Origin of the sequence: Pseudomonas paeninsulae, from assembly GCF_035621475.1 — a bacterium.
GTDB classification, from domain to species: domain Bacteria; phylum Pseudomonadota; class Gammaproteobacteria; order Pseudomonadales; family Pseudomonadaceae; genus Aquipseudomonas; species Aquipseudomonas paeninsulae.
On sequence record NZ_CP141799.1, the window covers coordinates 4714787 to 4740493 of the forward strand.

The 25707-nt window shown below is 62.6% G+C and carries 27 protein-coding genes and 1 tRNA gene; 16 read left to right on the forward strand and 12 right to left on the reverse strand.

Translation table 11 applies throughout. The features are described 5' to 3' along the window. Positions 1-2 precede the first annotated feature (2 nt). The 3 genes from VCJ09_RS21700 to ntrC all read left to right on the forward strand — a co-directional run bounded on the left by VCJ09_RS21700 (position 3) and on the right by ntrC (position 3642). Positions 3-617 (forward strand): DUF4124 domain-containing protein, encoded by a 615-nt coding sequence (locus VCJ09_RS21700; protein WP_324732090.1) that lies wholly within the window; start codon positions 3-5, stop codon positions 615-617. A 506-nt stretch (positions 618-1123) separates the two neighbouring features. Continuing rightward, positions 1124-2209, forward strand: a complete 1086-nt coding sequence (gene glnL, locus VCJ09_RS21705) for a nitrogen regulation protein NR(II) (RefSeq protein WP_324732091.1) — start codon at positions 1124-1126, stop codon at positions 2207-2209. Continuing rightward, on the forward strand, positions 2206-3642 hold the full coding sequence (gene ntrC / locus VCJ09_RS21710) for a nitrogen regulation protein NR(I) (protein WP_324732092.1): 1437 nt from the start codon (positions 2206-2208) through the stop codon (positions 3640-3642). Before glnL ends, ntrC begins: the two co-directional genes overlap by 4 nt. A 479-nt stretch (positions 3643-4121) precedes the next feature. Here the strand turns inward: ntrC and VCJ09_RS21715 are convergent, their stop codons facing one another. Beyond that, positions 4122-4562, reverse strand: a complete 441-nt coding sequence (locus VCJ09_RS21715; RefSeq protein ID WP_324732093.1) for a hypothetical protein — start codon at positions 4560-4562, stop codon at positions 4122-4124. Between VCJ09_RS21715 and trmL the strand changes: the two genes are divergently transcribed. Continuing rightward, positions 4561-5022: a tRNA (uridine(34)/cytosine(34)/5-carboxymethylaminomethyluridine(34)-2'-O)-methyltransferase TrmL gene (gene trmL, locus VCJ09_RS21720; protein WP_324732094.1), complete on the forward strand. Its 462-nt coding sequence runs from the start codon at positions 4561-4563 to the stop codon at positions 5020-5022. The two genes, VCJ09_RS21715 and trmL, sit on opposite strands and share 2 nt — an antisense overlap. A 97-nt stretch (positions 5023-5119) precedes the next feature. On the opposite strand, the gene secB is transcribed toward trmL, so the two are convergent. From secB to VCJ09_RS21735, 3 genes are read right to left on the reverse strand one after another with little or no spacing between them, the layout of a single operon-like run. Beyond that, positions 5120-5608, reverse strand: a complete 489-nt coding sequence (gene secB, locus VCJ09_RS21725; RefSeq protein WP_079203495.1) for a protein-export chaperone SecB — start codon at positions 5606-5608, stop codon at positions 5120-5122. 44 nt (positions 5609-5652) lie between these two features. Then, positions 5653-5907: a glutaredoxin 3 gene (gene grxC, locus VCJ09_RS21730; RefSeq protein WP_324732095.1), complete on the reverse strand. Its 255-nt coding sequence runs from the start codon at positions 5905-5907 to the stop codon at positions 5653-5655. 1 nt (position 5908) lies between these two features. Further along, positions 5909-6322: a rhodanese-like domain-containing protein gene (locus tag VCJ09_RS21735; RefSeq protein WP_079203497.1), complete on the reverse strand. Its 414-nt coding sequence runs from the start codon at positions 6320-6322 to the stop codon at positions 5909-5911. A gap of 140 nt (positions 6323-6462) precedes the next feature. Here VCJ09_RS21735 and gpmI point away from each other — a divergent pair, with 140 nt between their 5' ends. The 3 genes from gpmI to VCJ09_RS21750 all read left to right on the forward strand — a co-directional run bounded on the left by gpmI (position 6463) and on the right by VCJ09_RS21750 (position 10764). After that, positions 6463-7998: a 2,3-bisphosphoglycerate-independent phosphoglycerate mutase gene (gpmI, locus tag VCJ09_RS21740; protein WP_324732096.1), complete on the forward strand. Its 1536-nt coding sequence runs from the start codon at positions 6463-6465 to the stop codon at positions 7996-7998. Between the two features lie 164 nt (positions 7999-8162). Further along, positions 8163-9422 carry a murein hydrolase activator EnvC family protein gene (locus tag VCJ09_RS21745; RefSeq protein WP_324732097.1) on the forward strand — a complete coding sequence of 420 codons (1260 nt, stop codon included), beginning with the start codon at positions 8163-8165 and terminating at the stop codon, positions 9420-9422. Between the two features lie 34 nt (positions 9423-9456). Next, entirely contained in the window at positions 9457-10764 is a 1308-nt protein-coding gene (locus VCJ09_RS21750) for a S41 family peptidase (RefSeq protein ID WP_324732098.1), read from the forward strand. Positions 10765-10984: 220 nt separating this feature from the next. On the opposite strand, the gene VCJ09_RS21755 is transcribed toward VCJ09_RS21750, so the two are convergent. From VCJ09_RS21755 to hisB, 8 genes are all read right to left on the reverse strand, one after another. Next, positions 10985-11740, reverse strand: a complete 756-nt coding sequence (locus tag VCJ09_RS21755; protein WP_079203501.1) for a substrate-binding periplasmic protein — start codon at positions 11738-11740, stop codon at positions 10985-10987. A gap of 79 nt (positions 11741-11819) precedes the next feature. Further along, positions 11820-12575 carry a substrate-binding periplasmic protein gene (locus tag VCJ09_RS21760; RefSeq protein ID WP_324732099.1) on the reverse strand — a complete coding sequence of 252 codons (756 nt, stop codon included), beginning with the start codon at positions 12573-12575 and terminating at the stop codon, positions 11820-11822. Between the two features lie 114 nt (positions 12576-12689). Continuing rightward, the gene (locus VCJ09_RS21765; RefSeq protein WP_324732100.1) at positions 12690-13424 is read right to left on the reverse strand and encodes a substrate-binding periplasmic protein; all 735 of its coding nucleotides are present in this window, start codon (positions 13422-13424) and stop codon (positions 12690-12692) included. A 169-nt stretch (positions 13425-13593) separates the two neighbouring features. Next, positions 13594-14364, reverse strand: a complete 771-nt coding sequence (gene hisF / locus VCJ09_RS21770) for an imidazole glycerol phosphate synthase subunit HisF (RefSeq protein WP_079203503.1) — start codon at positions 14362-14364, stop codon at positions 13594-13596. Between the two features lie 75 nt (positions 14365-14439). Next, positions 14440-15177, reverse strand: coding sequence for a 1-(5-phosphoribosyl)-5-[(5-phosphoribosylamino)methylideneamino]imidazole-4-carboxamide isomerase (gene hisA, locus VCJ09_RS21775; protein ID WP_324732101.1), 738 nt, complete (start codon positions 15175-15177; stop codon positions 14440-14442). A 37-nt stretch (positions 15178-15214) separates the two neighbouring features. Then, positions 15215-15475 (reverse strand): DUF2164 domain-containing protein, encoded by a 261-nt coding sequence (locus VCJ09_RS21780; RefSeq protein ID WP_324732102.1) that lies wholly within the window; start codon positions 15473-15475, stop codon positions 15215-15217. After that, positions 15476-16114, reverse strand: a complete 639-nt coding sequence (gene hisH, locus VCJ09_RS21785; RefSeq protein WP_324732103.1) for an imidazole glycerol phosphate synthase subunit HisH — start codon at positions 16112-16114, stop codon at positions 15476-15478. Continuing rightward, complete coding sequence (gene hisB, locus VCJ09_RS21790; protein ID WP_079203507.1) at positions 16114-16707, reverse strand: imidazoleglycerol-phosphate dehydratase HisB; 594 nt, start codon at positions 16705-16707, stop codon at positions 16114-16116. The genes hisH and hisB overlap by 1 nt, the downstream gene beginning before the upstream one ends. A gap of 555 nt (positions 16708-17262) precedes the next feature. Here hisB and VCJ09_RS21795 point away from each other — a divergent pair. From VCJ09_RS21795 to VCJ09_RS21835, 9 genes are all read left to right on the forward strand, one after another. Then, positions 17263-18363 (forward strand): NAD(P)/FAD-dependent oxidoreductase, encoded by a 1101-nt coding sequence (locus tag VCJ09_RS21795; protein ID WP_324732104.1) that lies wholly within the window; start codon positions 17263-17265, stop codon positions 18361-18363. A 108-nt stretch (positions 18364-18471) separates the two neighbouring features. Then, positions 18472-20703 (forward strand): AsmA family protein, encoded by a 2232-nt coding sequence (locus VCJ09_RS21800; RefSeq protein ID WP_324732106.1) that lies wholly within the window; start codon positions 18472-18474, stop codon positions 20701-20703. After that, positions 20700-21779 carry an A/G-specific adenine glycosylase gene (gene mutY, locus VCJ09_RS21805; protein WP_324732108.1) on the forward strand — a complete coding sequence of 360 codons (1080 nt, stop codon included), beginning with the start codon at positions 20700-20702 and terminating at the stop codon, positions 21777-21779. Before VCJ09_RS21800 ends, mutY begins: the two co-directional genes overlap by 4 nt. Further along, complete coding sequence (locus tag VCJ09_RS21810) at positions 21776-22048, forward strand: oxidative damage protection protein (protein WP_324732109.1); 273 nt, start codon at positions 21776-21778, stop codon at positions 22046-22048. Before mutY ends, VCJ09_RS21810 begins: the two co-directional genes overlap by 4 nt. A 235-nt stretch (positions 22049-22283) precedes the next feature. Further along, positions 22284-22359, forward strand: a tRNA-Phe gene (locus VCJ09_RS21815). Positions 22360-22723: 364 nt separating this feature from the next. Next, positions 22724-23497 (forward strand): ABC transporter ATP-binding protein, encoded by a 774-nt coding sequence (locus tag VCJ09_RS21820; RefSeq protein ID WP_324732110.1) that lies wholly within the window; start codon positions 22724-22726, stop codon positions 23495-23497. A gap of 18 nt (positions 23498-23515) precedes the next feature. Next, complete coding sequence (locus VCJ09_RS21825) at positions 23516-24268, forward strand: ABC transporter substrate-binding protein (RefSeq protein WP_324732111.1); 753 nt, start codon at positions 23516-23518, stop codon at positions 24266-24268. 50 nt (positions 24269-24318) lie between these two features. Continuing rightward, positions 24319-25014 (forward strand): ABC transporter permease, encoded by a 696-nt coding sequence (locus VCJ09_RS21830; protein WP_324732112.1) that lies wholly within the window; start codon positions 24319-24321, stop codon positions 25012-25014. Then, a complete protein-coding gene (locus tag VCJ09_RS21835) occupies positions 25011-25700 on the forward strand; it encodes an ABC transporter permease (protein WP_324732113.1) in 690 nt (229 codons plus the stop codon). Before VCJ09_RS21830 ends, VCJ09_RS21835 begins: the two co-directional genes overlap by 4 nt. Positions 25701-25707 lie beyond the last annotated feature (7 nt).

Genomic DNA, 25707 nt, shown 5'->3' on the forward strand with positions numbered 1-25707 from the left:
CCATGCGCAACCTACTGCTGTACTTACTCCTGCTGAGCCTACCGGCTGCCGCTCAGGTCTATACCTACATCGACGCGGAGGGCAATCGCGTCTTCACCGACCAGCCCAGGCAGAGTAACGCCGAACGCATCGAGCTGACGCCCAGCAACAACATGCCCAGCTTGCCGGCTGCCGCGCCGCCAGCACCCGTCGCCACTACCGCACGGCAGCCCACCTACCAGGTGCTGCGTATCTTGTTCCCGGAACCAGACACCACTATCCGCGACAGCGCCGGTAATCTGATCGTCACCGCCAGCAGCGAGCCGGCCCTGCAGAGTGGGCACAGCTTTCGCCTGCTGCTGGATGGCCAAGCGACAGGCGAAACTGGCCGCAGCCCGGTTTTCCCGCTGGAAAATATCGACCGCGGCACCCACCAACTGGCTGTCGAGATCGTTGACGCCCAGGGCCGCACGCTGGAACGCACGCCGAGCCAACCGCTGCATATGCTGCGCATATCGCTGGCCCAGAAGCGCATGGTCCGACCCTGCAAAAAAACCGACTACGGCGTGCGCCCGGAATGCCCACTGAAGGACAAGCCGCCGGAGAAGCGCGACATTCCCTTCATCCCCTTTATCTAAGCCAGATAACCACCGCACCATTGTGGTGCAATAAGCCGCACCACTTTCTATACTCTCCCCATTCTGGTTCGCCCACATGCCCTGTGCCTGCGCCGAAATACGGCCAGCGCCGCCGATTCCTCTGATTCCCTGCATTTTTCCGGGGCTTTGGTTTGCTTCTTGCATTTTCCTGCTGCATTGCCGCAAGCCTTAGGGTCTGCTGACATTTAGTCACGGCCGCGACGCCGGCCCGTTTGGCGCAGAACTAGGCGCGAGGAGTGAAGTTTGCTTATTCCCAATGAGCGTCGAGAAACGCAGGGCCATGCCAAACGGCCACCCGCCCTTTGGCTTGCGCACCAAATTGTGCCCGTCGGCGCTGCCCGGCTTGGCAAGGGAACAGCCATTGCCGGCGTCCCGCGCAATCCACAGAGATGCGGTGTAGCCCGCAAGCCCGCCGGAAACGGCCTTGCCTGGCACCATTTGGCAGCGCAACGCGGCTCGCAGCGAAACATCAGCAGACCCTCTATATGACTATCAATGACGCATTGCACCGCCTGCTGCTGGACAACCTGACCACCGCCACCCTGCTGCTCAACGCCGACCTGCGCCTTGAGTACATGAACCCGGCGGCGGAAATGCTCCTGGCCGTCAGCGGCCAGCGCAGCCACGGACAATTCATCAGCGAGCTGTTCACCGAGTCGGCCGAGGCCCTGAGCGCGCTGCGCCAGGCCGTCGAACAGGCGCATCCGTTCAACAAGCGCGAGGCGGTGCTGACTGCCGTCACCGGCCAGACCCTCACCGTCGATTACTCGGTCACGCCGATCTTCAATCGCGGCGAGACCCTGCTGCTGCTGGAAGTGCATCCGCGCGACCGCCTGCTGCGCATCACCAAGGAAGAGGCGCAACTGTCCAAGCAGGAGACCACCAAGCTGCTGGTGCGCGGCCTCGCCCACGAGATCAAGAACCCGCTCGGCGGCATTCGCGGCGCCGCCCAGTTGCTCGCCCGCGAGCTGCCCAACGAAGAACTCAAGGACTACACCAACGTCATCATCGAAGAAGCCGATCGCCTGAGAAACCTGGTCGATCGCATGCTTGGCTCGAACAAACTGCCGTCGCTGGCGATGACCAACGTGCATGAAGTGCTGGAACGGGTCGCCAGCCTGGTCGAGGCAGAGAGCCAGGGCAGCATCATTCTGGTGCGTGATTACGACCCGAGCATTCCCGACGTGCTGATCGATCGCGAACAGATGATCCAGGCCGTGCTCAATATCGTGCGCAACGCCATGCAGGCCATCGGCGGGCAGAACGAAATGCGCCTGGGCCGCATCACCCTGCGCACCCGCACCCTGCGCCAATTCACTATCGGCCATATCCGCCACCGCCTGGTGGCCCGCCTGGAAATCATCGACAACGGCCCCGGCATCCCGGCCGAATTGCAGGACACCATCTTCTATCCCATGGTCAGCGGACGTGCCGACGGCACCGGGCTGGGCCTGGCGATAACCCAGAACATCATTAGTCAGCATCAGGGTCTGATCGAGTGCGAGAGCCATCCTGGTCATACCCTGTTCTCGATCTTCCTGCCGCTTGAACAAGGAGTAACTCCGTCATGAGTCGCAGTGAAACCGTATGGATCGTCGACGACGACCGTTCCATCCGCTGGGTGCTGGAAAAAGCCCTGCAACAGGCAGGCATGACCACCCAAAGCTTCGACAGCGCCGACGGTGTCCTCAGCCACCTCAGCCGGCAACAACCGGATGTGATCGTCTCGGACATCCGCATGCCTGGCTCCAGCGGCCTGGAACTGCTGGCGCGGATCCGCGAACTCTACCCACGCCTACCGGTCATCATCATGACCGCCCATTCCGACCTGGAGAGCGCAGTGGCGTCCTACCAGGGCGGCGCATTCGAGTACCTGCCCAAGCCGTTCGACGTCGATGAAGCGGTCTCCCTGGTCCAGCGCGCCTATCAGCATGCGCAGGAGCAACAAGGCCTGCAGGTGCCTGTCGAGCAGCCGCGCACCCCGGAAATCATTGGCGAAGCGCCGGCCATGCAGGAGGTGTTTCGCGCCATCGGCCGGCTCTCCCATTCCAATATCACGGTCTTGATCAACGGCGAATCCGGCACCGGCAAGGAGCTGGTCGCCCACGCCCTGCACCGGCACAGCCCGCGGGCCGCCTCGCCCTTTATCGCGCTGAATATGGCGGCGATCCCGAAAGACCTGATGGAGTCCGAGCTGTTCGGCCACGAGAAAGGTGCCTTCACTGGGGCGGCCAACCTGCGCCGCGGCCGTTTCGAACAAGCCGACGGCGGCGCCCTGTTCCTCGACGAAATCGGCGACATGCCGGCCGACACCCAGACCCGCCTGTTGCGCGTGCTGGCCGACGGCGAGTTCTACCGGGTCGGCGGCCACACGCCGGTCAAGGTCGATGTACGGATCATCGCCGCCACCCACCAGAACCTGGAAATCCTGGTGCAGGAAGGCAAGTTCCGCGAAGACCTGTTCCACCGCCTCAATGTGATCCGCATCCACATCCCGCGGCTGTCCGACCGTCGCGAAGACATCCCGACCCTGGCCCGGCACTTCCTCGCCCGCGCCGCCCTGGAGCTGGCCGTCGAACCCAAACTGCTGAAGAGCGAGACCGAGGACTATCTGCAGCACCTACCCTGGCCGGGCAACGTGCGCCAGCTGGAAAACACCTGCCGCTGGATCACCGTAATGGCCTCCGGCCGCGAGGTGCATGTCAGCGACCTGCCCCCGGAACTGCTCAGCCAGCCGCAGGACAGCGCGCCGGTGAGCAATTGGGAACAGGCCCTGCGCCAATGGGCCGACCAGGCTCTGGCCCGCGGCCAGTCGGACCTGCTCGACAGCGCAGTGCCGGCCTTCGAGCGGATCATGATCGAAACCGCGCTCAAGCACACCGCCGGCCGCCGCCGTGACGCCGCCCTGTTGCTGGGCTGGGGCCGCAACACCCTGACCCGCAAGATCAAGGAACTGGGCATGAAGGTCGACGGCAGCGATGACGACGACAGCGACGACGCCTAAGCGCGAACCGAGTACAGAAAAACGGGCCGCTGGCCCGTTTTTTTGCGGCAAGTGCAGAGCGTAGCCGGATTACGCTGGCGCTCATCCGCAAGGGTGTTTCCGGGTTGCGCCGGGCTTATCCAGGTACGCAGTTGTAGACAGGGCCTCTCATAAGCCGATGCATACAGTTGCGCGATGCTTACAGGGCAGCCCTCGAGGCAGGCTGGCAAGGCGCCATGTTTTGGCCACTAGCCGCAGCAACGACCAATTGCAGCCGTCTTTTCGACCCATGCCCTGAATCGGCACCAGGATGCACCGCAATGCACAGGCAAGGAACATTTTCGCTCGCTGGCACCGCGCCCCGACTCCCCGCGACACCGCCGCACCCAGCAAAAACGGGGCGTTGCGCCGCCGTAACAAAACTGGCACACAGTCTGCATATGCTTAAGCAATCCCAGTTTCGGGGACCTTGGTACAGGCAGGCCGGGGATTCCCCGCTTTTATTCGTACGCCAGGCTGACCGTTAGCCGCCACCGCCCGTCCAGCTCCTCAGCGCGCCACTCGCCGCGCAGCGGACGGGCCGCCACCACTCGCAGCAGCAACTCCCGCCCCTCGCGCCGCACCCGCCAATTGACCAGCTTGCCCTGCAGGTGCAACTGCCCCTGCTGCTCGCGCCCCAGGCTTTCGACGCGCAGAAAAAATGCCCCGTCGATGTGACTGGCACGCACCTTCGGCTCGACGTTGAACCACAGCTGCAGCCCCTGCTCCGTCACCTCGACACTCGCCAGCCACAGTGGCTCGGGTTGAAACATACGACCGATCATCAGTCCGATCAGAAAACCGAACAACGCCAGGGAGCCGATCACCTGCAGCCAAGGGCGCGGCCGCGAGCCCGAATCAGGAGTAGAATGCCGACCGTCTTCAGGCTTGGAGCCGCGCATGTTTCACGTGATCCTCTTTCAACCGGAAATTCCACCGAATACCGGCAACATTATCAGGCTCTGTGCCAACAGCGGCTGCCACCTGCACCTGATCGAGCCACTGGGCTTCGAACTGGATGACAAACGCCTGCGCCGCGCCGGGCTCGACTACCACGAGTACGCCACCCTGCAGCGTCATGCGGATCTCCCCAGCTGCCTGGAAAGCCTCGGCCAGCCGCGCGTCTTCGCCTTCACCACCAAAGGCTCTCAGCCCTATCATCAGGTGCGCTACAAGCCCGGCGACGCCTTTCTATTCGGCCCGGAGAGCCGCGGCCTGCCCCAGGACATACGCGACGCGTTGCCCGCCGCACAATGCCTGCGCCTGCCGATGCGCGAAGGCTGCCGCAGCCTGAATCTGTCCAATACCGTGGCAGTGGCCGTCTACGAGGCCTGGCGCCAGCAGGACTTCGCCACGCCCTGACAGGCCTCCCGCCCGGGTGGCTTCAGCCCACCTTGTGCCAGCACATTTGCAGTACAAAAAAGCGCCCCGAAGGGCGCTTTTTATCTGCGGCAACGGCTCAATTGGCCGGAGCAGCCTCGCCAGCCTGCTGCTGAATGCGCTGCAGCTCTTGGGCGTAGAGGGCGTCGAAGTTCACCGGCGCCAGCATCAGTGCCGGGAAGGAGCCGCGCACCACCAGACTGTCGAGGGTTTCGCGCGCATACGGGAACAAGATGTTCGGGCAGAACGCGCCCAGGGTGTGGCTCATGGCGGCGGCGTCCAAACCCTTGACCAAGAAGATCCCGGCTTGCTGGACTTCGGCGATGAAGGCAGTTTCTTCGCCATTTTTCACGGTGACCGAGAGGGTCAGCACCACTTCGTGGAAGTCGCCTTCGAGCGGCTTCTGCCGGGTATTCAGGTCCAGTGCAACGCTCGGGCTCCATTCCTGACGGAAGATCTCCGGGCTCTTCGGCGCCTCGAAGGACAGGTCGCGGACATAGATGCGTTGCAGGGAAAACTGCGGATTCTGTTCGCCTTGGGCGGCGCCGTTGCTAGCTTGTTCAGTCATGGCAATGCCTTCTTGTCGTGGGTACTGAGTAGATGAGGGGAGTACTAAGCCTCGAGCAGCGCATCCAACGTGCCAGCGCGCTCCAAGTCATACAGATCGTCGCAGCCACCAACATGGCTGCTGCCGATCCAGATCTGCGGCACCGAGGTCTGCCGCGCCTTGCGGGTCATCTCCGCACGCACCTCAGGCTTGCCGTCGACCTTGATTTCATCGAAGTCCACGCCCTTGCGGGCCAGTAACTGCTTGGCACGCATGCAGTAGGGGCACCAATCGCTGGAATAAATGACGACGGCAGACATATCACTTCACCAATGGCAGGTTATCGCCACGCCAGCTGGCAATCCCGCCAGACAGCTTGGCGGCATTGAAACCGGCTTTTTTCAGGTCACGACTGACCGTCCCGGCATGCTGGCCCATGGCATCGACCACGATCAGGGTCTTGCCTTTGTGCTTTTCCAGTTCGCCGATGCGGCTGGTGATTTTTTCATAGGGGACGTGCAAGGCGCCGACGATATGGCCGGCAGAGAAATCCTTCTGCCCACGCACATCCAGCACCATGCCCTGCTCGCTGTTGATCAAGGCGGTCAGCTCGCGGCTGCTCAGGCTTTGCCCGCCTTTACGCAGCTCCGTGAAGATCAGCAGCGCCAGCAGGACAACGAACAATCCGCCCAGTACATAGTGGGTAGAGGCAAATTCAATCAGATTGGCAAGCATGAGGTGGTTCCGGGACGGTAAAATCCCGGCAGTATACACAGCCCCACAGGTCGGCCACACCCCGCCCGGCGGTGACGGGCCTGATAGCAGGCCTTAAAATGCCTGGCCTTTTTGTCCCTTATGCACAGCGAGCCAGATTAATGAGCGCCACGCCCAAACCTTTGGTCCTGATCATTCTCGATGGCTTCGGTCACAGTGACAGCACCGAATACAACGCCATCCATGCCGCCAACACGCCGGTCTACGACCACTTACGCGCCACCCAGCCGCACAGCCTGATCTCAGGTTCAGGCATGGACGTCGGCCTGCCGGACGGCCAGATGGGCAATTCCGAGGTCGGCCACATGAACCTCGGCGCCGGTCGCGTGGTGTACCAGGACTTCACCCGGGTGACCAAGTCCATTCGCGATGGTGAATTCTTCAACAATCCGGCGATCACCCGCGCGGTGGATCAGGCGGTGGGCACCGGCAAGGCCGTGCACATCCTCGGCCTGCTGTCCGACGGTGGCGTGCACAGCCACCAGGATCACCTGGTCGCCATGGCCGAACTGGCCGCCCAGCGCGGCGCCGAGAAAATTTACCTGCACGCCTTCCTCGATGGCCGCGATACGCCGCCGAGAAGCGCCCAGGCCTCCATCGAACTGCTCGACACCGCCTTCGCCAAGCTCGGCAAGGGCCGCATCGCCAGCCTGGTCGGCCGCTATTTTGCCATGGACCGCGATAACCGCTGGGACCGCGTCGAGCAGGCCTACAACCTGATCGTCAACGGCCAGGGCCAGTTCAATGCCGCTAGCGCAGCTGAAGGTTTGCAGGCTGCCTATGCCCGCGGCGAAAACGACGAATTCGTCAAGGCCACCACCCTCGGCGAGCCGGTCAAGATCGAAGACGGCGACGCCGTGGTGTTCATGAACTTCCGCGCCGACCGCGCCCGCGAACTGACCCGCGCCTTCGTCGAGCCCGATTTCCAGGACTTCCCGCGCGCCCGACGGCCGCAACTGGCCGACTTCGTCATGCTGACCCAGTACGCCGCGAACATTCCGGCGCCCAGCGCTTTCGCGCCAGCCAGCCTGAGCAATGTGCTCGGCGAATACCTGGCGAAGAACGGCAAGACTCAGCTGCGTATCGCCGAGACCGAGAAATACGCCCACGTCACCTTCTTCTTCTCCGGCGGCCGCGAGGAGCCGTTCGAGGGTGAGGAGCGCATCCTGATCCCGTCGCCGCAGGTCGCCACCTACGACCTGCAGCCCGAGATGAACGCGCCGCAAGTCACCGACCGGATCGTCGAGGCGATCGAGCAACAGCGTTATGACGTGATCATCGTCAACTACGCCAACGGCGACATGGTTGGTCATACCGGCGTGTTCGACGCCGCGGTCAAGGCCGTGGAATGCCTGGACAGCTGCGTCGGCCGCATCGTCGCGGCGCTGGGCAAGGTCGATGGCGAAGCCCTGATCACCGCCGACCACGGCAACGTCGAACAAATGGAGGATGCCTGCACGGGCCAGGCGCACACCGCCCACACCTGCGAGCCGGTACCCTTCATCTATGTCGGCAAGCGCCAACTGCGCATGCGCGAAGACGGTGTGCTGGCCGACGTGGCGCCGACCATGCTGACCCTGATGGACCTGCCCATCCCCCAGGAAATGACCGGCACCAGCATCATTCAACTGAACTGAAGATACGGGTGGGCTGAAGCGGATCGCCGCCCGGCCCACTCTATCCAAACGGCAAAGCACCCCACGCAACGCCTCCTACCAGCCAGCGCATCTTGCAGCTTGCAGCTTGCAGCTAGATTTTTAGGCATACTAGGCCCGTCTCCCGCCCAGGTGTCGCCAGTACCATGCTCCGCTTCCTTGCCCTGATTTTTCTCACCTGCCTGCTGACTCCGGCCTTTGCCGGCGAGAAAGCCGACGCCCAGAAACAGCTGGAAGCCGCCCGCAGCGACGTGGCCGAGCTGAAAAAGCTGCTGGAGAAGGTGCAGCAGGACAAATCCGGCGTGCAGAAAGGCCTGCAGAAGACCGAAACCGAAATGGGCGAGCTGGAAAAGCAGGTCAAGGAGCTGCAAAAAAGCCTGGAAGATGGCGAGGTGGAAATCCAGCGCCTCAATCAGGAGAAAAAAAAACTCCATGACGCGCGCCTCGAGCAGCAACGACTGATCGGCATCCAGGCCCGCGCCGCCTACCAGAGCGGTCGTCAGGAATACCTGAAGCTGCTGCTAAATCAGCAGAATCCGGAAAAATTCTCACGCACCTTGACCTATTACGACTATCTCAGCGAAGCGCGCATGGAGCAGTTGGCCACGTTCAACGAAACCTTGCGCCAGCTGGCCAACGTCGAGCAGGACATCGTCAACCAGCAGAACCAGTTGCTCGAAGACAAAGGGGCTCTGGACGCGCGCGGCGAGCAACTCGTCCAGGCGCGCAAGGAGCGCCAACTGGCCCTGGCCAAGCTGAACCAGGAATATTCCGCCAGCGACCACAAGCTCAAGGCCCGCCAGCAAGAGCAGGCGCAACTGGCCCAGATACTGAAAACCATCGAAGCGACCCTGGCCCGCCAGGCGCGTGAAGCCGAACAGGCGCGGCAGCGGGCCTTGATCGCCGCGCGCGAGCAACAGCGCAGCAGCGCTGCAGCCACCAACCGCCCCAACAGCCCCAACAGCGGCCCACTGGTCAGTTCCGGCAGTACTTATGGCGGGCCGTTCGCCAAGGCCCGCGGCAAGTTGCCCTGGCCGGTCGATGGCCGCTTGGTCGCAGGTTACGGAACCCCACGCGGTACTGACACTCGGACTAAATGGGATGGCGTACTGATCGGCGCCAAGGCTGGCAGCCAGGTACGCGCCGTACATGGCGGCCGCGTAGTATTCGCCGACTGGTTGCGCGGTGCCGGGCTTCTGGTCATTCTCGACCATGGCAATGGCTACCTGAGCCTGTACGGACACAACCAAAGCCTGCTCAAGGACGCCGGCGACGTAGTCAACGCCGGCGAGCCCATCGCCACAGTCGGCACCAGCGGCGGGCAAGACACTCCCGCGCTGTATTTCGCGATTCGCCAGCAGGGCCGCCCCAGCGACCCTGCACAATGGTGCCGCACGCAAGGATAAGCGCTGCGCTCATCTCTCTAGGAGTTAGTTCGACATGCCGCATCTGTCTCGCCTCACCTCTCTGGCCCTGGCTATCGCATTGCTCGGCAGCCCTCACCTGCTGCAGGCCGCAGAAACGCCGCCAGCGGCGGCCATCGCGAACGACAAGGCGCCGCTGCCGCTGGACGAGCTGCGCACCTTCGCCGAGGTAATGGATCGCATCAAGTCGGCTTATGTCGAACCGGTCAGCGACAAGACCCTGCTGGAAAATGCGATCAAGGGCATGCTCAGCAACCTCGACCCGCATTCCGCCTACCTCGACCCCGAAGCCTTCCGTGAGCTGCAGGAAAGCACCAGCGGCGAGTTCGGCGGCCTGGGCATCGAAGTCGGCATGGAAGACGGTTTCGTCAAGGTGGTCTCGCCGATCGACGACACCCCTGCCTCGAAAGCCGGGATCCAGCCGGGCGACCTGATCGTCAAGATCGACGGCCAGCCGACCAAGGGCCTGTCGATGCTCGAAGCCGTGGACAAGATGCGCGGCGCAGCCGGCAGCAAGATCCTCCTGACCCTGGTACGCGAGGGCGGCAAGCCCTTCGACGTGGAACTGACCCGCGCGGTGATCAAGGTCCGTAGCGTCAAGAGCCAGTTGCTCGACGATGGCTACGGCTACCTGCGCATCACCCAGTTTCAGGTCAACTCCGGCGAAGAGGTCGGCAAGGCGCTGAACAAGCTGCGCAAGGACAACGGCAAGAAGCTGCGCGGCCTGGTGCTGGATCTGCGCAACAACCCTGGCGGCGTACTCCAGGCCGCGGTCGAAGTAACCGACCACTTCCTCAAGAAAGGCCTGATCGTCTACACCGAAGGGCGCATCGCCAACTCCGAATTGCGCTTCTCCGCCGACCCGGCAGATGCCAGCGAAGGCGTGCCCCTGGTGGTGCTGATCAATGGCGGCAGCGCTTCGGCCTCGGAGATCGTCGCCGGCGCCCTGCAAGATCACAAGCGCGGCGTACTGATGGGCACCGACAGCTTCGGCAAAGGCTCGGTGCAGACGGTGCTGCCGCTGAACAACGACAGCGCCCTGAAACTCACCACGGCGCTGTACTACACGCCAAACGGCCGCTCGATCCAGGCCCAGGGCATAGTGCCGGACATCGAAGTGGCGCGCGCCAAGCTGACTCGCGAACAGGATGACGCCAATATCAAGGAAGCTGACCTGCTGGGTCACCTGGGTAACGGCAACGGCGGCGTGGATAAACCCAGCCAGGGCAAAACCAGCAAAGCGGCACGCCCACAGGATGACGACTACCAACTGAGCCAGGCGCTCAACCTGCTCAAAGGCCTGAGCGTCACCCGCGGCGATTGAACCGCTGACGCAGGGCAGGTACGAAAAAGCCCGGACACGATGCCGGGCTTTTTCTTGGCTCTGAACTAGTGAGCCGTTGCAAGGCGCTGCTGTTGAGTGGGCTTCAGCCCAGCACCGCTAGACTGGGACTTGCTGGGCTGAAGCGGCTCGCTGCCCGCCCCAGCTTTACCCTCAACCCATAATGCTACAGAGCCTTGTTCTTGCCTGCCTGGATTAACCGCTACAGGTAGCTGTTGGTCATGTCCTCGACAAAGCCTTCGCTGCGCAGCTCATCCAACGCCTTCTGCAACCGCTGCACCACCTCGTCGGGGGTATCCTTGTTCAGTGCCAGATACAACTCGGCCTCATTGAAGCGCAGCACAGTGGTCAGGCCGCTGACGCCTTCCTGCTTGGCCAGGTAGCGACCAACCGGGTCGGTGGTGGCCCACAGATCAATCTGCCCCTTGATCAGCTTTTGCACATTCTGCTGGTCGCGTAGCGCGTTGATCGGCTCCAGCCCCTGGCTTTCCAGATGCTGACTGACCGCATCGTTCTTGTAGGCGCCGACCTTGTACTGCCCAGCCTCCTTCAAGCTGGCCACGCTGAGGTTGTTGCCTGGCGCGGCAAGCAGCACCCAGCCAGTGTTGGCAAGCGGCCCCACCCACTTGAACAGCGGCTGGCGCTCCGGGGTAAAGGTGGTGGAGAACAGCCCGTAGCTGGGTTTGTCCAAGGTCAGCCGGTACAGCCGATCCCAGGGAAAACGCAGGCTCAGGCTGTAGTCGATCTTGGCGCGCTTGAACATGGCCCGGACGATCTCGGCACTGATACCGTCGATACTGTCGTCACGGGCAAAGTTCTTGTCGTCGACCGACATATTGAACGGTGGGAAATTCTCGGTCAGCAGCACCACCTTGTAGCCATAGGGCAACTCGGCATGGGCCGCGCAGGCGCTGAAAAGAAGGCCGAACAACAAACTGCTTTTGATGATCTTCAACATTAATTAGTCTTCCCGCTCGCAGGTATTGTGATTATGGCTAGCGGCAGCTCGGCTCGTGGCCAACCTGCTGAGTCCTGTTTTACAGATAGCTGCTGAGGATGTCATCGACGAATCCTTCGCTGCGCATTTTGTCCAGTTCAGCCTGCAGCTTCTGTACCACCTCGTCGGGCACAGCCTTGTTCAGCGCCAGGTACAACTCGGCGCTGTCGAAACGCAGGATGGTCTTCAGCCCGGAAACACCTTCTTGCTTGGCCAGGTAACGTCCGGCAGGATCGCCGGTGGCCCACAGGTCGATCTGCCCGGCCATCAGCTTCTTGGCGTTTTGCTGGTCACGCAACGCGGTGATCGGCTCCAGGCCCTTTTCCAGCAGATGCTCGGCAATCGCGTCGCCCTTGTAGGCCCCGACCTTGTATTGCTTGGCCTGCTCCAGGCTGGTCAGGCTGATGGAGCTGTCGCTTCTACCGAGCAGCACCCAGTCATCCGGGCCAATCGGCCCGACCCACTTGAACAGGGCTTCACGCTCGGGCAGACGCGCGGTGACGAACACGCCGTAACCCGGCTTATCCAGCGCCAGTTTGTAGATGCGATCCCAGGGGAAGCGCAGGGTCATGCTGTAGCTGACCTCGGCACGCTTGAACATCTCGCGCACGATATCCACGGCGATACCGTCAAGGTTGTCTTCCCGAGCGAAGTTCTTGCCGTTGATTGCCATGTTGTAGGGCGGGAAGTTCTCCGTCAGCAGCACCATGCGATAACTCGAATCGACTTCCGCACGGGCCACGTTGGCCATCAGCAATAAGGCACCGGCACAGGCCAGACATAGACGTTTAAACATGGATAGTCCCATTGTTATAAGTATGCAGACGGCTCAGCATACCCAGCCCGGCTGCCGCCGCCCAGCCTTGACTGGAAAATCGCGAAAGGCTGCAAACAGTCGCATTGGCAGTAATCAGTAGCGCTCGATAATCGTGCGCAGCTGACCTTCGGCACGCAGCGCCTCCAGCGCAACTTGCAGCTGCTGCACCAGGGCGTCGGGCGTGTCCTTATTCAGCGCCAGATACAATTCTGCGGTATTGAAGCGCTGCACCACCTTCAACGCGTCCAGGCCTTCCTGCTTGGCCAGGTAACGCCCACTCGGGTCGGCGGTCACCCAGAGATCGATCTGCCCCTTGGCCAGTTTCTCCACGTTCTTGTTGTCACGCAGAGTCGTTTGCACCGTCAGACCACGATCGATCAGGTACTGGCTGATCGCATCGCCCTTATAGCCACCGATACGGTATTTCGCGGCCCCCTGCAGGTTATCCAGCTGAATCGGACTGTCGGCCCGCGCCATCAACACCCAGTCATTAGTGGCGATCGGCCCAACCCACTTGAAGAGTTTTTCCCGCGCAGGGGTTCGGGCTGTGGAGAACAGGCCATAGCCGGGTTCCTTGAGCGCCTGCTGATAAACCCGCGCCCAGGGAAAGCGCAGAATCTGCTGGCACTCGACCCGAGCACGCTCGCACACCGCGCGCAGGGTGTCGGAGCTAATGCCAGTGATGCCGTCGTTCTTGGCGAAATTACGTCCGCTGATGGACTGATTGAAGGGCGCCAGGTTTTCTGTGAGCAGCACCAGCGTTTGAGCGTGCGCAAAACTGGCTTGGCAAAGCAGCAGGAGAACAGCGAATAGCCGTACAACAGGCATAGAGACTCCATGTCGGGAATAAGAGTATGCAAGGGGGAGCACACGAGCTGAGCGAGTCAGCAGGCCAGAACGGCCGATACGCGGATGCTGCTAGTTTAGCCGGGCGAATCAACCGGGTCTGTCGACTCGCCCGCAGAGCGACTGCTCAAGCATGAGCAGTCGCGGCAAATCAGCGGACCACGATGCCGCGACTGGCCAGATAGGCCTTGGCCTCGGGTACGGTGTATTCGCCGAAGTGGAAGATGCTCGCGGCCAGCACCGCATCGGCCTTGCCTTCGAGGATGCCGGCGGCCAGGTGTTCCAGATTACCGACGCCGCCGGAGGCGATCACCGGAATGCCGACCATCTCGCTGATGGCACGGGTGACGCCGAGGTCGTAGCCGCGCTTCACCCCATCCTGATCCATGCTGGTGAGGAGGATTTCACCGGCGCCGAGGTCTTCCATTTTCTTCGCCCAGAGCACGGCATCCAGGCCGGTCGGCTTGCGCCCACCGTGGGTGAAAATTTCCCAGCGCGGGGGCTCGCCCGGCAACGAAACGCACTTGGCGTCGATGGCGACGACGATGCACTGCGAACCAAAGCGCGCAGCAGCCTCGCCGACAAACTCCGGGGTGAATACCGCCGCGGTGTTGATCGAGACCTTGTCCGCGCCGGCATTCAGCAGGTTGCGGATGTCCTGCACGGTGCGTACGCCGCCGCCCACAGTCAGCGGAATGAAGACCTGGCTGGCCATGCGTTCCACCGTATGCAGGGTGGTGTCGCGGCCATCGACGCTGGCAGTGATGTCGAGGAAGGTAATCTCGTCGGCGCCCTGCTCGTCGTAGCGGCGGGCGATTTCCACCGGATCGCCGGCATCGCGGATGTTCTCGAACTGGACGCCCTTGACCACGCGGCCGTTGTCCACGTCGAGGCAGGGGATGATGCGTTTAGCCAGTGCCATACGGTGCTCCCGTAGGGTGGGTGCAACCCACCGATAAAGATTGCGTCAGTTGCGGCGGGTTTCACCCGCCCTACATTAGCCGCCGTAGCTGTCGCAGACGGCCTGCGCTTCGGCCACGTCCAGGGTGCCTTCGTAGATCGCCCGGCCGGTGATGGCGCCGATAATGCCAGGGGTACGGGCGTCAAGCAGGGTCTGGATATCACCGAGGTTGTGAATGCCGCCGGAGGCGATCACCGGGATTCGCGTGGCGTTGGCCAGGGCCACGGTAAAGGGCACGTTGCAGCCCTGCATCATGCCGTCCTTGGCGATGTCGGTATAAACGATCGCCGCGACGCCATCGGCTTCGAAGCGCTTGGCCAGGTCGATCACCTGAACGGTGCTGATTTCAGCCCAGCCGTCGGTGGCGACGAAACCGTCTTTTGCATCCAGACCGACGATGACCTTGCCCGGGAAAGCGCGGCAGGCGTCAGCAACGAAGGCCGGATCTTTCACAGCCTTGGTGCCGATGATCACGTAGCTCACCCCGGCCTTGATGTAATGCTCGATGGTTTCCAGCGAACGAATGCCGCCACCGATCTGGATCGGCAGGTGCGGGTAGCGCTTGGCGATGGCGGTGACCACCTCGCCATTGACCGGCTGGCCTTCAAAGGCGCCATTCAGATCGACCAGATGCAGACGGCGGCAGCCACCCTCAACCCACTTAGCCGCCATGCTCACCGGGTCGTCGGAGAACACCGTGGAATCTTCCATGCGGCCCTGGCGCAGGCGCACGCAGGCGCCGTCTTTCAGATCGATAGCGGGAATAATCAGCATCGGTTGAACCTGTTCAAGTCGTTGGATTCGGTGAGGATCAGCTCTTCTCGAGCGCCCATAGGTCGCTTTCGATGCTCTCGAACCTGTCCTTGAGGACGGTCTGCACATCGAAAATCGCCCGGTCGTAATAGTGCGGAGCAATTTCGCGGGTAAACAGCTCGAGGATTTCCGCAGCCTCGAACGAACCCAGCGGCAGCTCGAAACGCGTCTCCATAAAGCGCTTGATGACGCTGGTCGCCTCACGCTCCTGTTCCGGCGTCAGGGTCAGGATCGGCGGCTTGCTCTTGGCCTTGCTCATCTACCAGCGCCCATCCCAGGCGGCAAAGTTCTGCAGCAACTGCAGGCCGTGGGTATGGCTCTTCTCCGGATGGAACTGCACGGCGAAGCGCGAGCCCTCGGCCAGCGCCGCGGCGAAATCCTTGCCGTAATGGCCGCGGCCAACCACTTGCTGCGGCTTGCCAGCCTCGATGTAGTAGCTGTGCACGAAGTAGAAGCGCGCCAGATCCGGGATGTCGTGCCACAGCGGGTGATTGACCGCCTGCGCCACTTCGTTCCAGCCCATGTGCGGCACTTTCAGCTTTTCGCCGTCCTCGACCATATTCTTGCCGAAGAAGCGCACCTGACCGGGGAACAGGCCGATGCAATCGACGCCATCGTTCTCTTCGCTGTGCTCAAGCAAGGCCTGCATGCCGACGCAGATGCCGAGAAACGGCCGGTCCTGACTTACTTCACGCACCAGTGTGTCGAAGCCCAGGCGCTTGATCTCGGCCATGCAATCACGAATCGCCCCGACACCGGGAAACACCACGCGGTCGGCCTCGCGAATCACCTGGGCATCACTGGTCACCAGCACTCGGCCGGCGCCGACATGCTCCAGCGCCTTGGCCACCGAGTGCAGATTGCCCATGCCGTAGTCGATCACTGCAACCGTTTGCATCAGAGGCAACCCTTGGTCGACGGCATCTGCCCGGCCATCCGCGGGTCCAACTCGACGGCCATGCGCAGGGCGCGGCCGAAGGCCTTGAACACGGTCTCGATCTGGTGGTGGGTGTTAGTGCCGCGCAGGTTGTCGATGTGCAGGCTGATCAGGGCATGGTTGACGAAGCCCTGGAAGAACTCCTGGAACAGATCGACATCGAAGCCGCCGACCACCGCCCGAGTGAACGGCACGTGCATCTGCAGCCCCGGGCGGCCGGAGAAGTCGATCACCACGCGCGACAGCGCCTCATCCAGCGGCACATAGGAATGGCCATAACGGGTCATGCCCTTCTTGTCGCCAATCGCCTTGGTAAAGGCCTGGCCGAGGGTGATGCCGACGTCTTCGACGGTGTGGTGGTCGTCGATATGCAGGTCGCCCTTGCACTGGATATCCAGGTCGATCAGGCCGTGACGGGCAATCTGATCGAGCATGTGCTCGAGAAACGGCACGCCAATAGCAAACTTGGCCTTGCCAGTACCATCCAGGTTGATCGAGACCTTGATCTGGGTCTCCAGGGTGTTGCGCTCGACGGATGCCGTACGTTCGGCCATCACCAGCTCCACAAAATCGTTGTGCGAAAGGGCCGTCATTATAGGCGGCCCTGGGCCTGGGCGGCTACCGGCGGCGGTCGGCAAGCAAGGCTATCGGCATAATTGACGCCGTTTTATGCTGCGCCGCCGTCAACGAGGTGCACGCCTGACGGGTAGGCGATCCCCCCGTTGTCCATACGCCGCGCTGTCGCACCACAAACTGGAGGCAAGCGTGTCCACCAGCTTGCAGGCACCTGTAGGAGCGGGGGGGGGACGCCTAGTTCCATGCCCGCGAAACGCATCGCGGCCATGGGCTGCTCCTGCAGAAAACGTAATAACCCATAAAACCAATAACATACGTGTTGCTTGATAAAAGCCAGCTTGCTGCGGTCCGGCGTCCCGGCGACCAGCAGCCGCGCCGCATGGGGCCGGCAGCCACCGTCCCAAGCCAGCGCCGATAGCGCAAGCGTCATGACACGCCTAGCCACCGCGCAGATCTTGCTATGCTCGACAACTTGACGCCGATTCGCGCGAAGAGCGGCAGCCACCCCAGCCAAACCCCGGCAACGCACCCCCATGGACAGTATCGACACCCTGATTATCGGCGCCGGCACCCTCGGCCTGGCCTGCGCCGCACGCCTGGCCCGAGCGCCGCAGAGCTGCCTGATCGTCGAGGCGGAACAGCTGATCGGCAGCCACACCTCCAGCCGCAATTCCGAAGTAATCCACGCTGGCATCTACTACGCCCCCGGCTCGCTGAAAGCCCAGCTATGCCTGGAAGGCCGCGAGCGCCTGTATGCCTGGTGCGCCCAGCACCGGGTAGCGCACCGCCGCATCGGCACGCTGCTGGTGGCGGTCAGCGCGACCGAACGCAGCAAGATCGACGCACTGGCCGCCAATGCCCAGGCCTGCGGCGTGCATGACCTGGAATATATCGAGCAAGCCCGGCTCGCCGAACTGGAACCCGCCGTGCGCGGCGTTGCAGCGCTACTGTCGCCGAGCAGCGGAATCGTCGACAGCCATGCCTACCTGCAATCGCTGCTAGCCGCCGCCGAGAAGCAGGGCGCACAACTGATCCTGCAGACCCGCGTCGACCAGCTCGAACCCGGCCCTGACGGCTGGATCGTCACGGGCCGCAGCGCCGGCGAAGCCTTCCAGCTCAAGGCGCAGCGGGTGATCAATGCCGGCGGCCTGTTCGCCCAGCAACTGGCGGCCAATACCCAGGGCTTGCAAGGCATACCGGCCCTGCACCTGTGTCGCGGCCGCTACTTCGGCTACAGCGCCCGCGCGCCCTTCCAGCACCTGATCTATCCGCTGCCGGAAACCAACACCTCGGGGCTGGGCATCCACGCCACTCTCGATCTCGGCGGCCAGGTGCGCTTCGGCCCGGACACCGAGTACCTCGAGCATATCGATTACCAAGTCGACGAACAGCTGCGCGAGCCGTTTGCCAACGCGATCCGCCGCTACTACCCGGGCCTCGACAGCACGCGCCTGGTGCCAGGCTACAGTGGCATCCGGCCGAAACTGGCCGGCCCCGGGGAACCGGCCGCCGACTTCCTTATCCAAACCGCAAGCGATCACGGCCTACCGGGGCTGATCAATCTGTTCGGTATCGAGTCGCCAGGGCTGACCGCCAGCCTGGCGATTGCCGAACGCGTGGCCCGCGAGCTGTAACAGCCGCTTGCAAAATCAGTGCATTAGCCGGACTTTCGCCGGCCTATTGCAGCGGTCGGCGCTATACTCGCCGACTCAATTCAAGTTCACCGAAACAAGGAATCGTCCATGAAAGCGCTCGGCAAAATCCTGGGTCTGTTTTTTCTCGGGCTGTTGCTGATCCTGGTGGCGCTGGGCTTTGCCCTGACCCATCTGTTCGATCCCAACGACTACAAAGACGAAATTCGCCAGCTGGCCCGCGACAAGGCCAACCTGGAGCTGACCCTCAATGGCGACATCGGCTGGAGCCTGTTCCCCTGGCTCGGTCTCGAACTGACCGACGCCACCCTGGCCAGCGCCACCACCCCCGACCAGCCTTTTGCCGACCTGCGCCTGCTCGGCCTGTCGGTACGCGTGCTGCCGCTGTTGCGCCGCGAAGTACAGATGAGCGACATCCGCGTCGACGGCCTCAACCTGAACCTGCAGCGCGACGAAAAAGGTCGCGGCAACTGGGAAGATGTCGGCCGCCCGCCCCAACCGGCCGTGGCCACCAGCACGCCGACCGGCGAGGCACCCGCGCCATCCGCCGACAGTGCGCCAGCCAGCACCAGCGAAAGCGCCCAACCGATCAAGCTGGATATCGACAGCCTGATCGTCAACAGCGCACGCATCGATTACCACGACGCGCAGAAAGGCCAGCAATTCAGCGCCGAAAGCATTCAACTGACCACCGGGGCGATCCGCGAAGGAACCGCCATCCCGGTCAAACTCAGCGCTTTCTTCGGCACCAACCAACCGGTCATGCGGGCGCGCACTGAACTGCAAGGCGAGCTGCGCTTCGACCGGGCGCTCAAGCGCTACCAACTGGAAGACGCCAAGATCTCCGGCGAAGCCTCCGGCGAGCCCTTCGACGGGCAAACCCTGACCTACTCCCTGCAAGGCCAGCTGCTGGTCGATCTGGCCGCCCAGGTTGCCGAATGGAACGGCCTGAAACTCTCGGCCAACCAGTTGCGCGCCCTCGGCGAAGTGAAAATTCGCGACCTGGATACCCAGCCAAAACTGACCGGCGGCCTGTCCATCGCGCCGGTAAACCTGCGCGAATTTCTCGCCACCATCGGCCAAACACTGCCGCCGTTGAACGATGACAAGGCCCTGAGCCAATTCGAACTGGTCACCCGCCTCAACGGCAGCCCGACCAGCCTGACTATGCAAGAGCTGAAACTGAAGCTCGATGACAGCAGCTTCAACGGCCAGATCGGCATCGCCGATTTCGCCAAGCAAGCCCTGCGCGTGCAATTGAAAGGCGACAGCCTGGATCTCGACCGCTACCTGCCGAAGCCAACCAAGGACAGCCAGGATGCCGGCGCCGCGCGCCAAGCCGAGGTCAAGGAAAGCGTCGCCAGCGCCGGCCAGAGCGGTAGCACGCCGCTGCCCAAGGCACCAACCCAGCACGCCTGGAGCGCCGCAACTGTGCTGCCGATCGAGCGCCTGCGCAGCCTCGACCTGCAACTGGCGCTGAGCCTCGACCAGCTGACTTACCAAAAGCAAGCCTTCAGCGCCGTCAACCTCAAGGCCAAGAGCAAGACCGGCCTGCTGACCCTGGAAGAGATGCGCGGCAAACTTGGCAGTGGCAATTTCGACGCCAAGGCGACGGTCGATGTACGCCCCGCCACCCCCCTGCTGAGCCTGCAAAAAAACCTGCTCCGAATCAGCGTAGAGCCCTTCCTCAAGAGCGAACAGCAGCCCTCGCCGGTCAAAGGCCTGCTCGACCTGCAGGCCAACCTGAGCGCCAGCGGCAACAGCTTGAAAGCCTGGATCGACGGCCTCAATGGCACGGCCAGCTTCGCCCTCAACGACGGCATTCTGGTCGGCGCCGACCTCGAACAACAACTCTGCCGCGGTATTGCCGCACTCAATCGCAAGGCACTGAGTAGCGAGCCGCGCAACAAGGACACGCCCTTCGACACGCTGCAAGGCAACCTGACCTTCCTCAATGGCGTAGCCCATAACCCTGATCTGAAAATCCAGGTTCCAGGCCTCGCGGTCAGCGGCAATGGCGACCTGGACCTGCGCGTACTCGGCCTCGACTACCGCGTCGGCATCACCCCCAGCGGAGACCAGCGCGAAATGCCCGATCCGGCCTGCCAGATCAACGAGCGCTATGTCGGCATCGCCTGGCCAGTACGCTGCCGTGGCCCACTGGAAATGGGCGGCAAGACCTGCCGCCTGGACCAGGACGGCATGGGCAAGGTCGCCGCCAAGCTGGCCGGCGACAAGATCAACCAGAAGCTCGAAGAAAAGCTCGGTGACAAGGTCAGCCCCGAACTGAAAGACGCGCTCAAGGGTTTGTTCAACCGATGAGTCCCGAGCAGTTCTCCATGGCGGTCCTCGACTGGTACGACCGCCACGGACGCAAGGATCTGCCCTGGCAGCAGGGCATCAATCCTTACCGCGTATGGGTCTCGGAAATCATGCTGCAGCAGACCCAGGTCAGTACCGTGCTCGGCTACTTCGACCGCTTCATGGCCGCCTTGCCGACCGTGCAGGACCTGGCCGAAGCAGCGGAAGACGAAGTACTGCACCTGTGGACCGGCCTGGGCTACTACACCCGCGCGCGCAACCTGCAAAAGACCGCACAGATCGTCATGCGTGAGCACGGCGGCGCATTCCCCCCCGACACCGAACAACTGACCGAACTCCCCGGCATCGGCCGCTCCACCGCTGGCGCCATCGCCAGCCTGAGCATGGGCCTGCGCGCGCCGATTCTCGACGGCAACGTCAAGCGGGTGCTGGCGCGCTACGTGGCCCAGGAGGGCTACCCGGGCGAGCCGAAAGTGGCCAAACAACTGTGGGCGGTGGCCGAACGCTTCACCCCGCAGGCACGGGTCAACCACTACACCCAGGCGATGATGGACCTCGGCGCCACCCTCTGCACCCGCAGCAAACCCAGCTGCCTGCTCTGCCCGCTGCAAAGTGGCTGCCAGGCCCACCTGCTCGGCCTGGAGACTCGCTACCCGATCGCCAAACCGCGCAAGGCGCTGCCACAGAGGCGCACCCTGATGCCGATCCTGACCAGCCGGGCTGGCGAGGTCCTGCTCTACCGCCGCCCCTCCAGCGGCCTCTGGGGCGGCTTGTGGAGTCTGCCGGAGCTGGACGACCTGCCCAGCCTCGACCTGCTCGCCAACCGTCACGCCCTGCAACTGGGCGAGCGCCGCGAACTGGCCGGCCTGAGCCACACCTTCAGCCACTTCCAACTGGCCATCGAACCCTGGCTGATCCGCGTCGAAGCCGCGCCATCGGCCGTGGCCGAGGCCGACTGGCTCTGGTATAACCTCGCCACACCGCCGCGCCTGGGCCTTGCCGCCCCGGTAAAAAAACTGCTGAAGCGCGCGGCCGACGCACTCGCGACCGAACAGAACACTGGAGAGCAGCCATGACCCGCACCGTAATGTGCCGCAAGCACAAACAAGAACTGCCTGGCCTCGACCGCCCACCTTATCCGGGCGCCAAAGGCGAAGACATCTACACCAACGTCTCCAAGCAAGCCTGGGACGAATGGCAGAAGCACCAGACCCTGCTGATCAACGAACGCCGCCTGAACATGATGAACGCTGAGGACCGCAAATTCCTCCAGGCCGAGATGGACAAGTTCCTCTCCGGCGAGGACTACGCCCAGGCCGAAGGCTACGTGCCACCCAGCGAGTAAACCGCCCAGCCTCGCTCGCGAGGAAAGCGTAGAAACGCAGGGTGAGTTGAGCGCAGCGCCACCCATCAACAATCGATGGGCTACGCCACTGCTCGGCTAACCCCTCTACGGACTGGCTGCAACCCCGTCGCCTCCAAAAAATCCCCACTTGAACCTAAGCGCCCGTAATAACTAAATATTTTTCAAACTCACGCTTGACACCTACCCTTCAAATCCGTCTAATAGCGCCCCGTTGGCCCAGGTAGCTCAGTCGGTAGAGCAGGGGATTGAAAATCCCCGTGTCGGCGGTTCGATTCCGTCCCTGGGCACCATAAATACCGAAAAAGGCTCACAGCGATGTGGGCCTTTTTTCTATCTGCAGAAAGAGCTGGCGACCTCGCTCGCCGTACGCCATGGCCACCAGCGACGTCCGCTGCCATGCATGACCTGACTCTCTACAGCTCCGATGACGGCAAGCTCGCGCTACCCCTGCGCGTCAGCGAGGCCTCGATGTGCGCTAAGCGCAATATTGCGCCTGCGCGACAGGCAACAACGGCCAGGCGACACCCGCGACACGCCAGGCCATGCACGCACACCAAACGGCTTGGCGACTGGCGAAACGCTATGCTAGCTTGACGCCTCGCCAGGAAGGCAACGCTATAGCCGGAGCGCATCCGAATAAGAAGAGGACACCCCATGGCCGAGGCCACGCCCGCGCTGGAAATCCGCAATCTGCACAAACGCTATGGCGACCTCGAGGTGCTCAAAGGCATCTCCCTCACCGCCCACGATGGCGACGTGATCTCGATTCTCGGCTCATCCGGCTCCGGCAAATCGACCTTCCTGCGCTGCATCAATCTGCTGGAAAACCCCAACCAGGGTCAGATCATCGTCGCCGGCGAGGAGCTCAAGCTCAAACCCGGCAAGCAGGGCGAATTGGTCGCCGCCGATGGCAAGCAGATCAACCGCCTGCGCAGCGAATTGGGCTTCGTCTTCCAGAATTTCAATCTGTGGCCGCACATGAGCGTGCTCGACAACATCATCGAGGCGCCGCGCCGGGTGCTCGGCCTGAGCAAGGCCGAGGCCATCGAGCGGGCCGAGGCGCTGCTGGCCAAGGTCGGCATCTCCGACAAGCGCCATGTTTATCCCAATCAGCTCTCTGGCGGCCAGCAACAGCGTGCGGCGATTGCCCGCACCCTAGCCATGCAGCCGAAAGTGATCCTGTTCGATGAGCCGACGTCGGCCCTCGACCCGGAGATGGTCCAAGAAGTGCTTAATGTGATCCGCGCGCTCGCCGATGAAGGTCGCACCATGCTCCTGGTCACCCACGAGATGGGCTTCGCCCGCCAGGTCTCCAGTGAAGTGGTGTTCCTGCATCAGGGCCTGGTGGAAGAACAAGGCTCACCCGAGCAAGTGTTCGACAACCCGGCTTCGGCGCGCTGCAAACAATTCATGTCCAGCAATGACTAAACACGGAGCAACTCTCGCATGCTGAATTACAAGAAAATCCTGTTGGCCGCGGCAGCCACCCTGGCGTTCGGTACCGGCGCCGTCGCTGCCGAAAAGCTCAAGATGGGCACCGAAGGGGCCTATCCACCCTTCAATCTGATCGACGCCAGCGGCCAGGTTGGTGGTTTCGACGTGGACATCGGCCAGGCCCTCTGCGCCAAGATGCAAGCTGAGTGCGAAGTGGTCACCTCCGACTGGGACGGCATCATCCCGGCCCTCAATGCCAAGAAGTTCGACTTCCTGGTGGCTTCGATGTCGATCACCGATGAGCGCAAAGTGGCAGTCGACTTCACCGAGCCCTACTACACCAACAAACTGCAATTCATCGCACCGAAAGACAGTGACTTCAAATCCGACAAGGCCAGCCTCAAAGGCAAGGTGATCGGTGCTCAGCGCGCCACCATCGCTGGCACCTGGCTGGAAGACAACCTGGACGGCGTCGTCGACATCAAGCTCTACGACACCCAGGAAAACGCCTACCTCGACCTGTCCTCGGGTCGTCTCGACGGCGTACTGGCCGACACCTTCGTCAACTGGGAATGGCTGAAGAGCGATGCAGGCAAAAGCTTCGAATTCAAGGGCGAGCCGGTATTCGACAACGACAAGATCGGGATTGCCGTGCGCAAGGGCGACCCACTGCGCGAGAAGCTGAACACTGCGCTGCAGGCCATCATCGAAGACGGCACCTACAAGACCATCAACGATAAATATTTCCCGTTCAGCATCTACTGAGCAGCCTGCCCTGCGTCGCCCTCACGGGCGATGCAGGCTTCTGACCCCCCATGAATTTAGACCTCTACGGATTCGGCCCGGCTCTGGCCGCCGGCACCCTGATGACCATCAAGCTGGCACTCTGTGCGCTGAGCTTGGGTCTGGTGCTCGGCCTGCTCGGCGCCCTGGCCAAGACTTCGCCGTACAAGCCGCTGCAGTGGCTTGGCGGCACCTATTCGACCATCGTGCGCGGCATACCCGAACTGCTTTGGGTCCTGCTGATCTACTTCGGCACCGTGCAGTTGATGCGCAACCTGGCCGACCTGCTGGGCATCGACAGCCTCGAACTGAGCGCCTTCGCCGCTGGCACCATCGCCCTGGGCATCTGTTTTGGTGCCTATGCCACCGAAGTATTTCGTGGCGCGATCCTCGCTATCCCTAAGGGCCATCGCGAAGCCGGTCAGGCCCTGGGCCTGTCCGTACCGCGGATCTTCTGGCGCCTGATCCTGCCGCAGATGTGGCGCATCGCCCTGCCCGGCCTGGGCAACCTGTTCATGATCCTGATGAAGGACACCGCCCTGGTGTCGGTAATCGGCCTGGAAGAAATCATGCGCCGCTCGCAGATCGCCGTAACCTCCAGCAAAGAACCCTTCACCTTCTTCCTGGTGGCGGCCTTTATCTACCTGGGCCTCACCGTGCTCGCCATGATCGGCCTGCATGTCCTTGAACAGCGTGCCGGCCGTGGTTTTGTCAGGAGCACCTCATGAACTGGGAAGTCATCATCAAGTGGTTGCCGCGCCTGGCCGAAGGCGCCGTACTGACCCTGGAGCTGGTCGCCATCGCGGTAGTCGCCGGCCTGATCCTGGCGATACCCATGGGCATCGCCCGCGCCTCCAAGCATTGGTTCGTCCGCGCCGTACCCTACGGCTACATCTTCTTCTTCCGCGGCACACCGCTGCTGGTGCAATTATTTCTGGTCTATTACGGCCTGGCCCAGTTCGACGCCGTGCGCGAAGGGCCGCTCTGGTTCTACCTGCGCGACGCCTACTGGTGCGCCATCCTGACCATGACCCTGCATACCGCCGCCTATATCGCCGAGATCCTGCGCGGCGCGATTCAGGCCGTACCGCCGGGCGAAGTGGAAGCGGCGCGAGCCCTGGGCATGGCCCGCTGGCAGACCATGCTCTATATCGTCCTGCCGCGCGCCGCGCGCATCGGCCTGCCGGCCTACAGCAACGAAGTGATCCTGATGCTCAAGGCCAGCTCCCTGGCCAGCACCGTCACCCTGCTGGAGCTGACCGGCATGGCGCGCACCATCATCGCCCGCACCTACCTGCCGGTGGAGATCTTCTTCGCCGCCGGGATGTTCTACCTGCTGATCGCCTTCATCCTGGTCCGCGGCTTCAAGCTGCTGGAACAGTGGCTAAGGGTCGACGCCTGCCAGGGCCGCTGACGCGCCG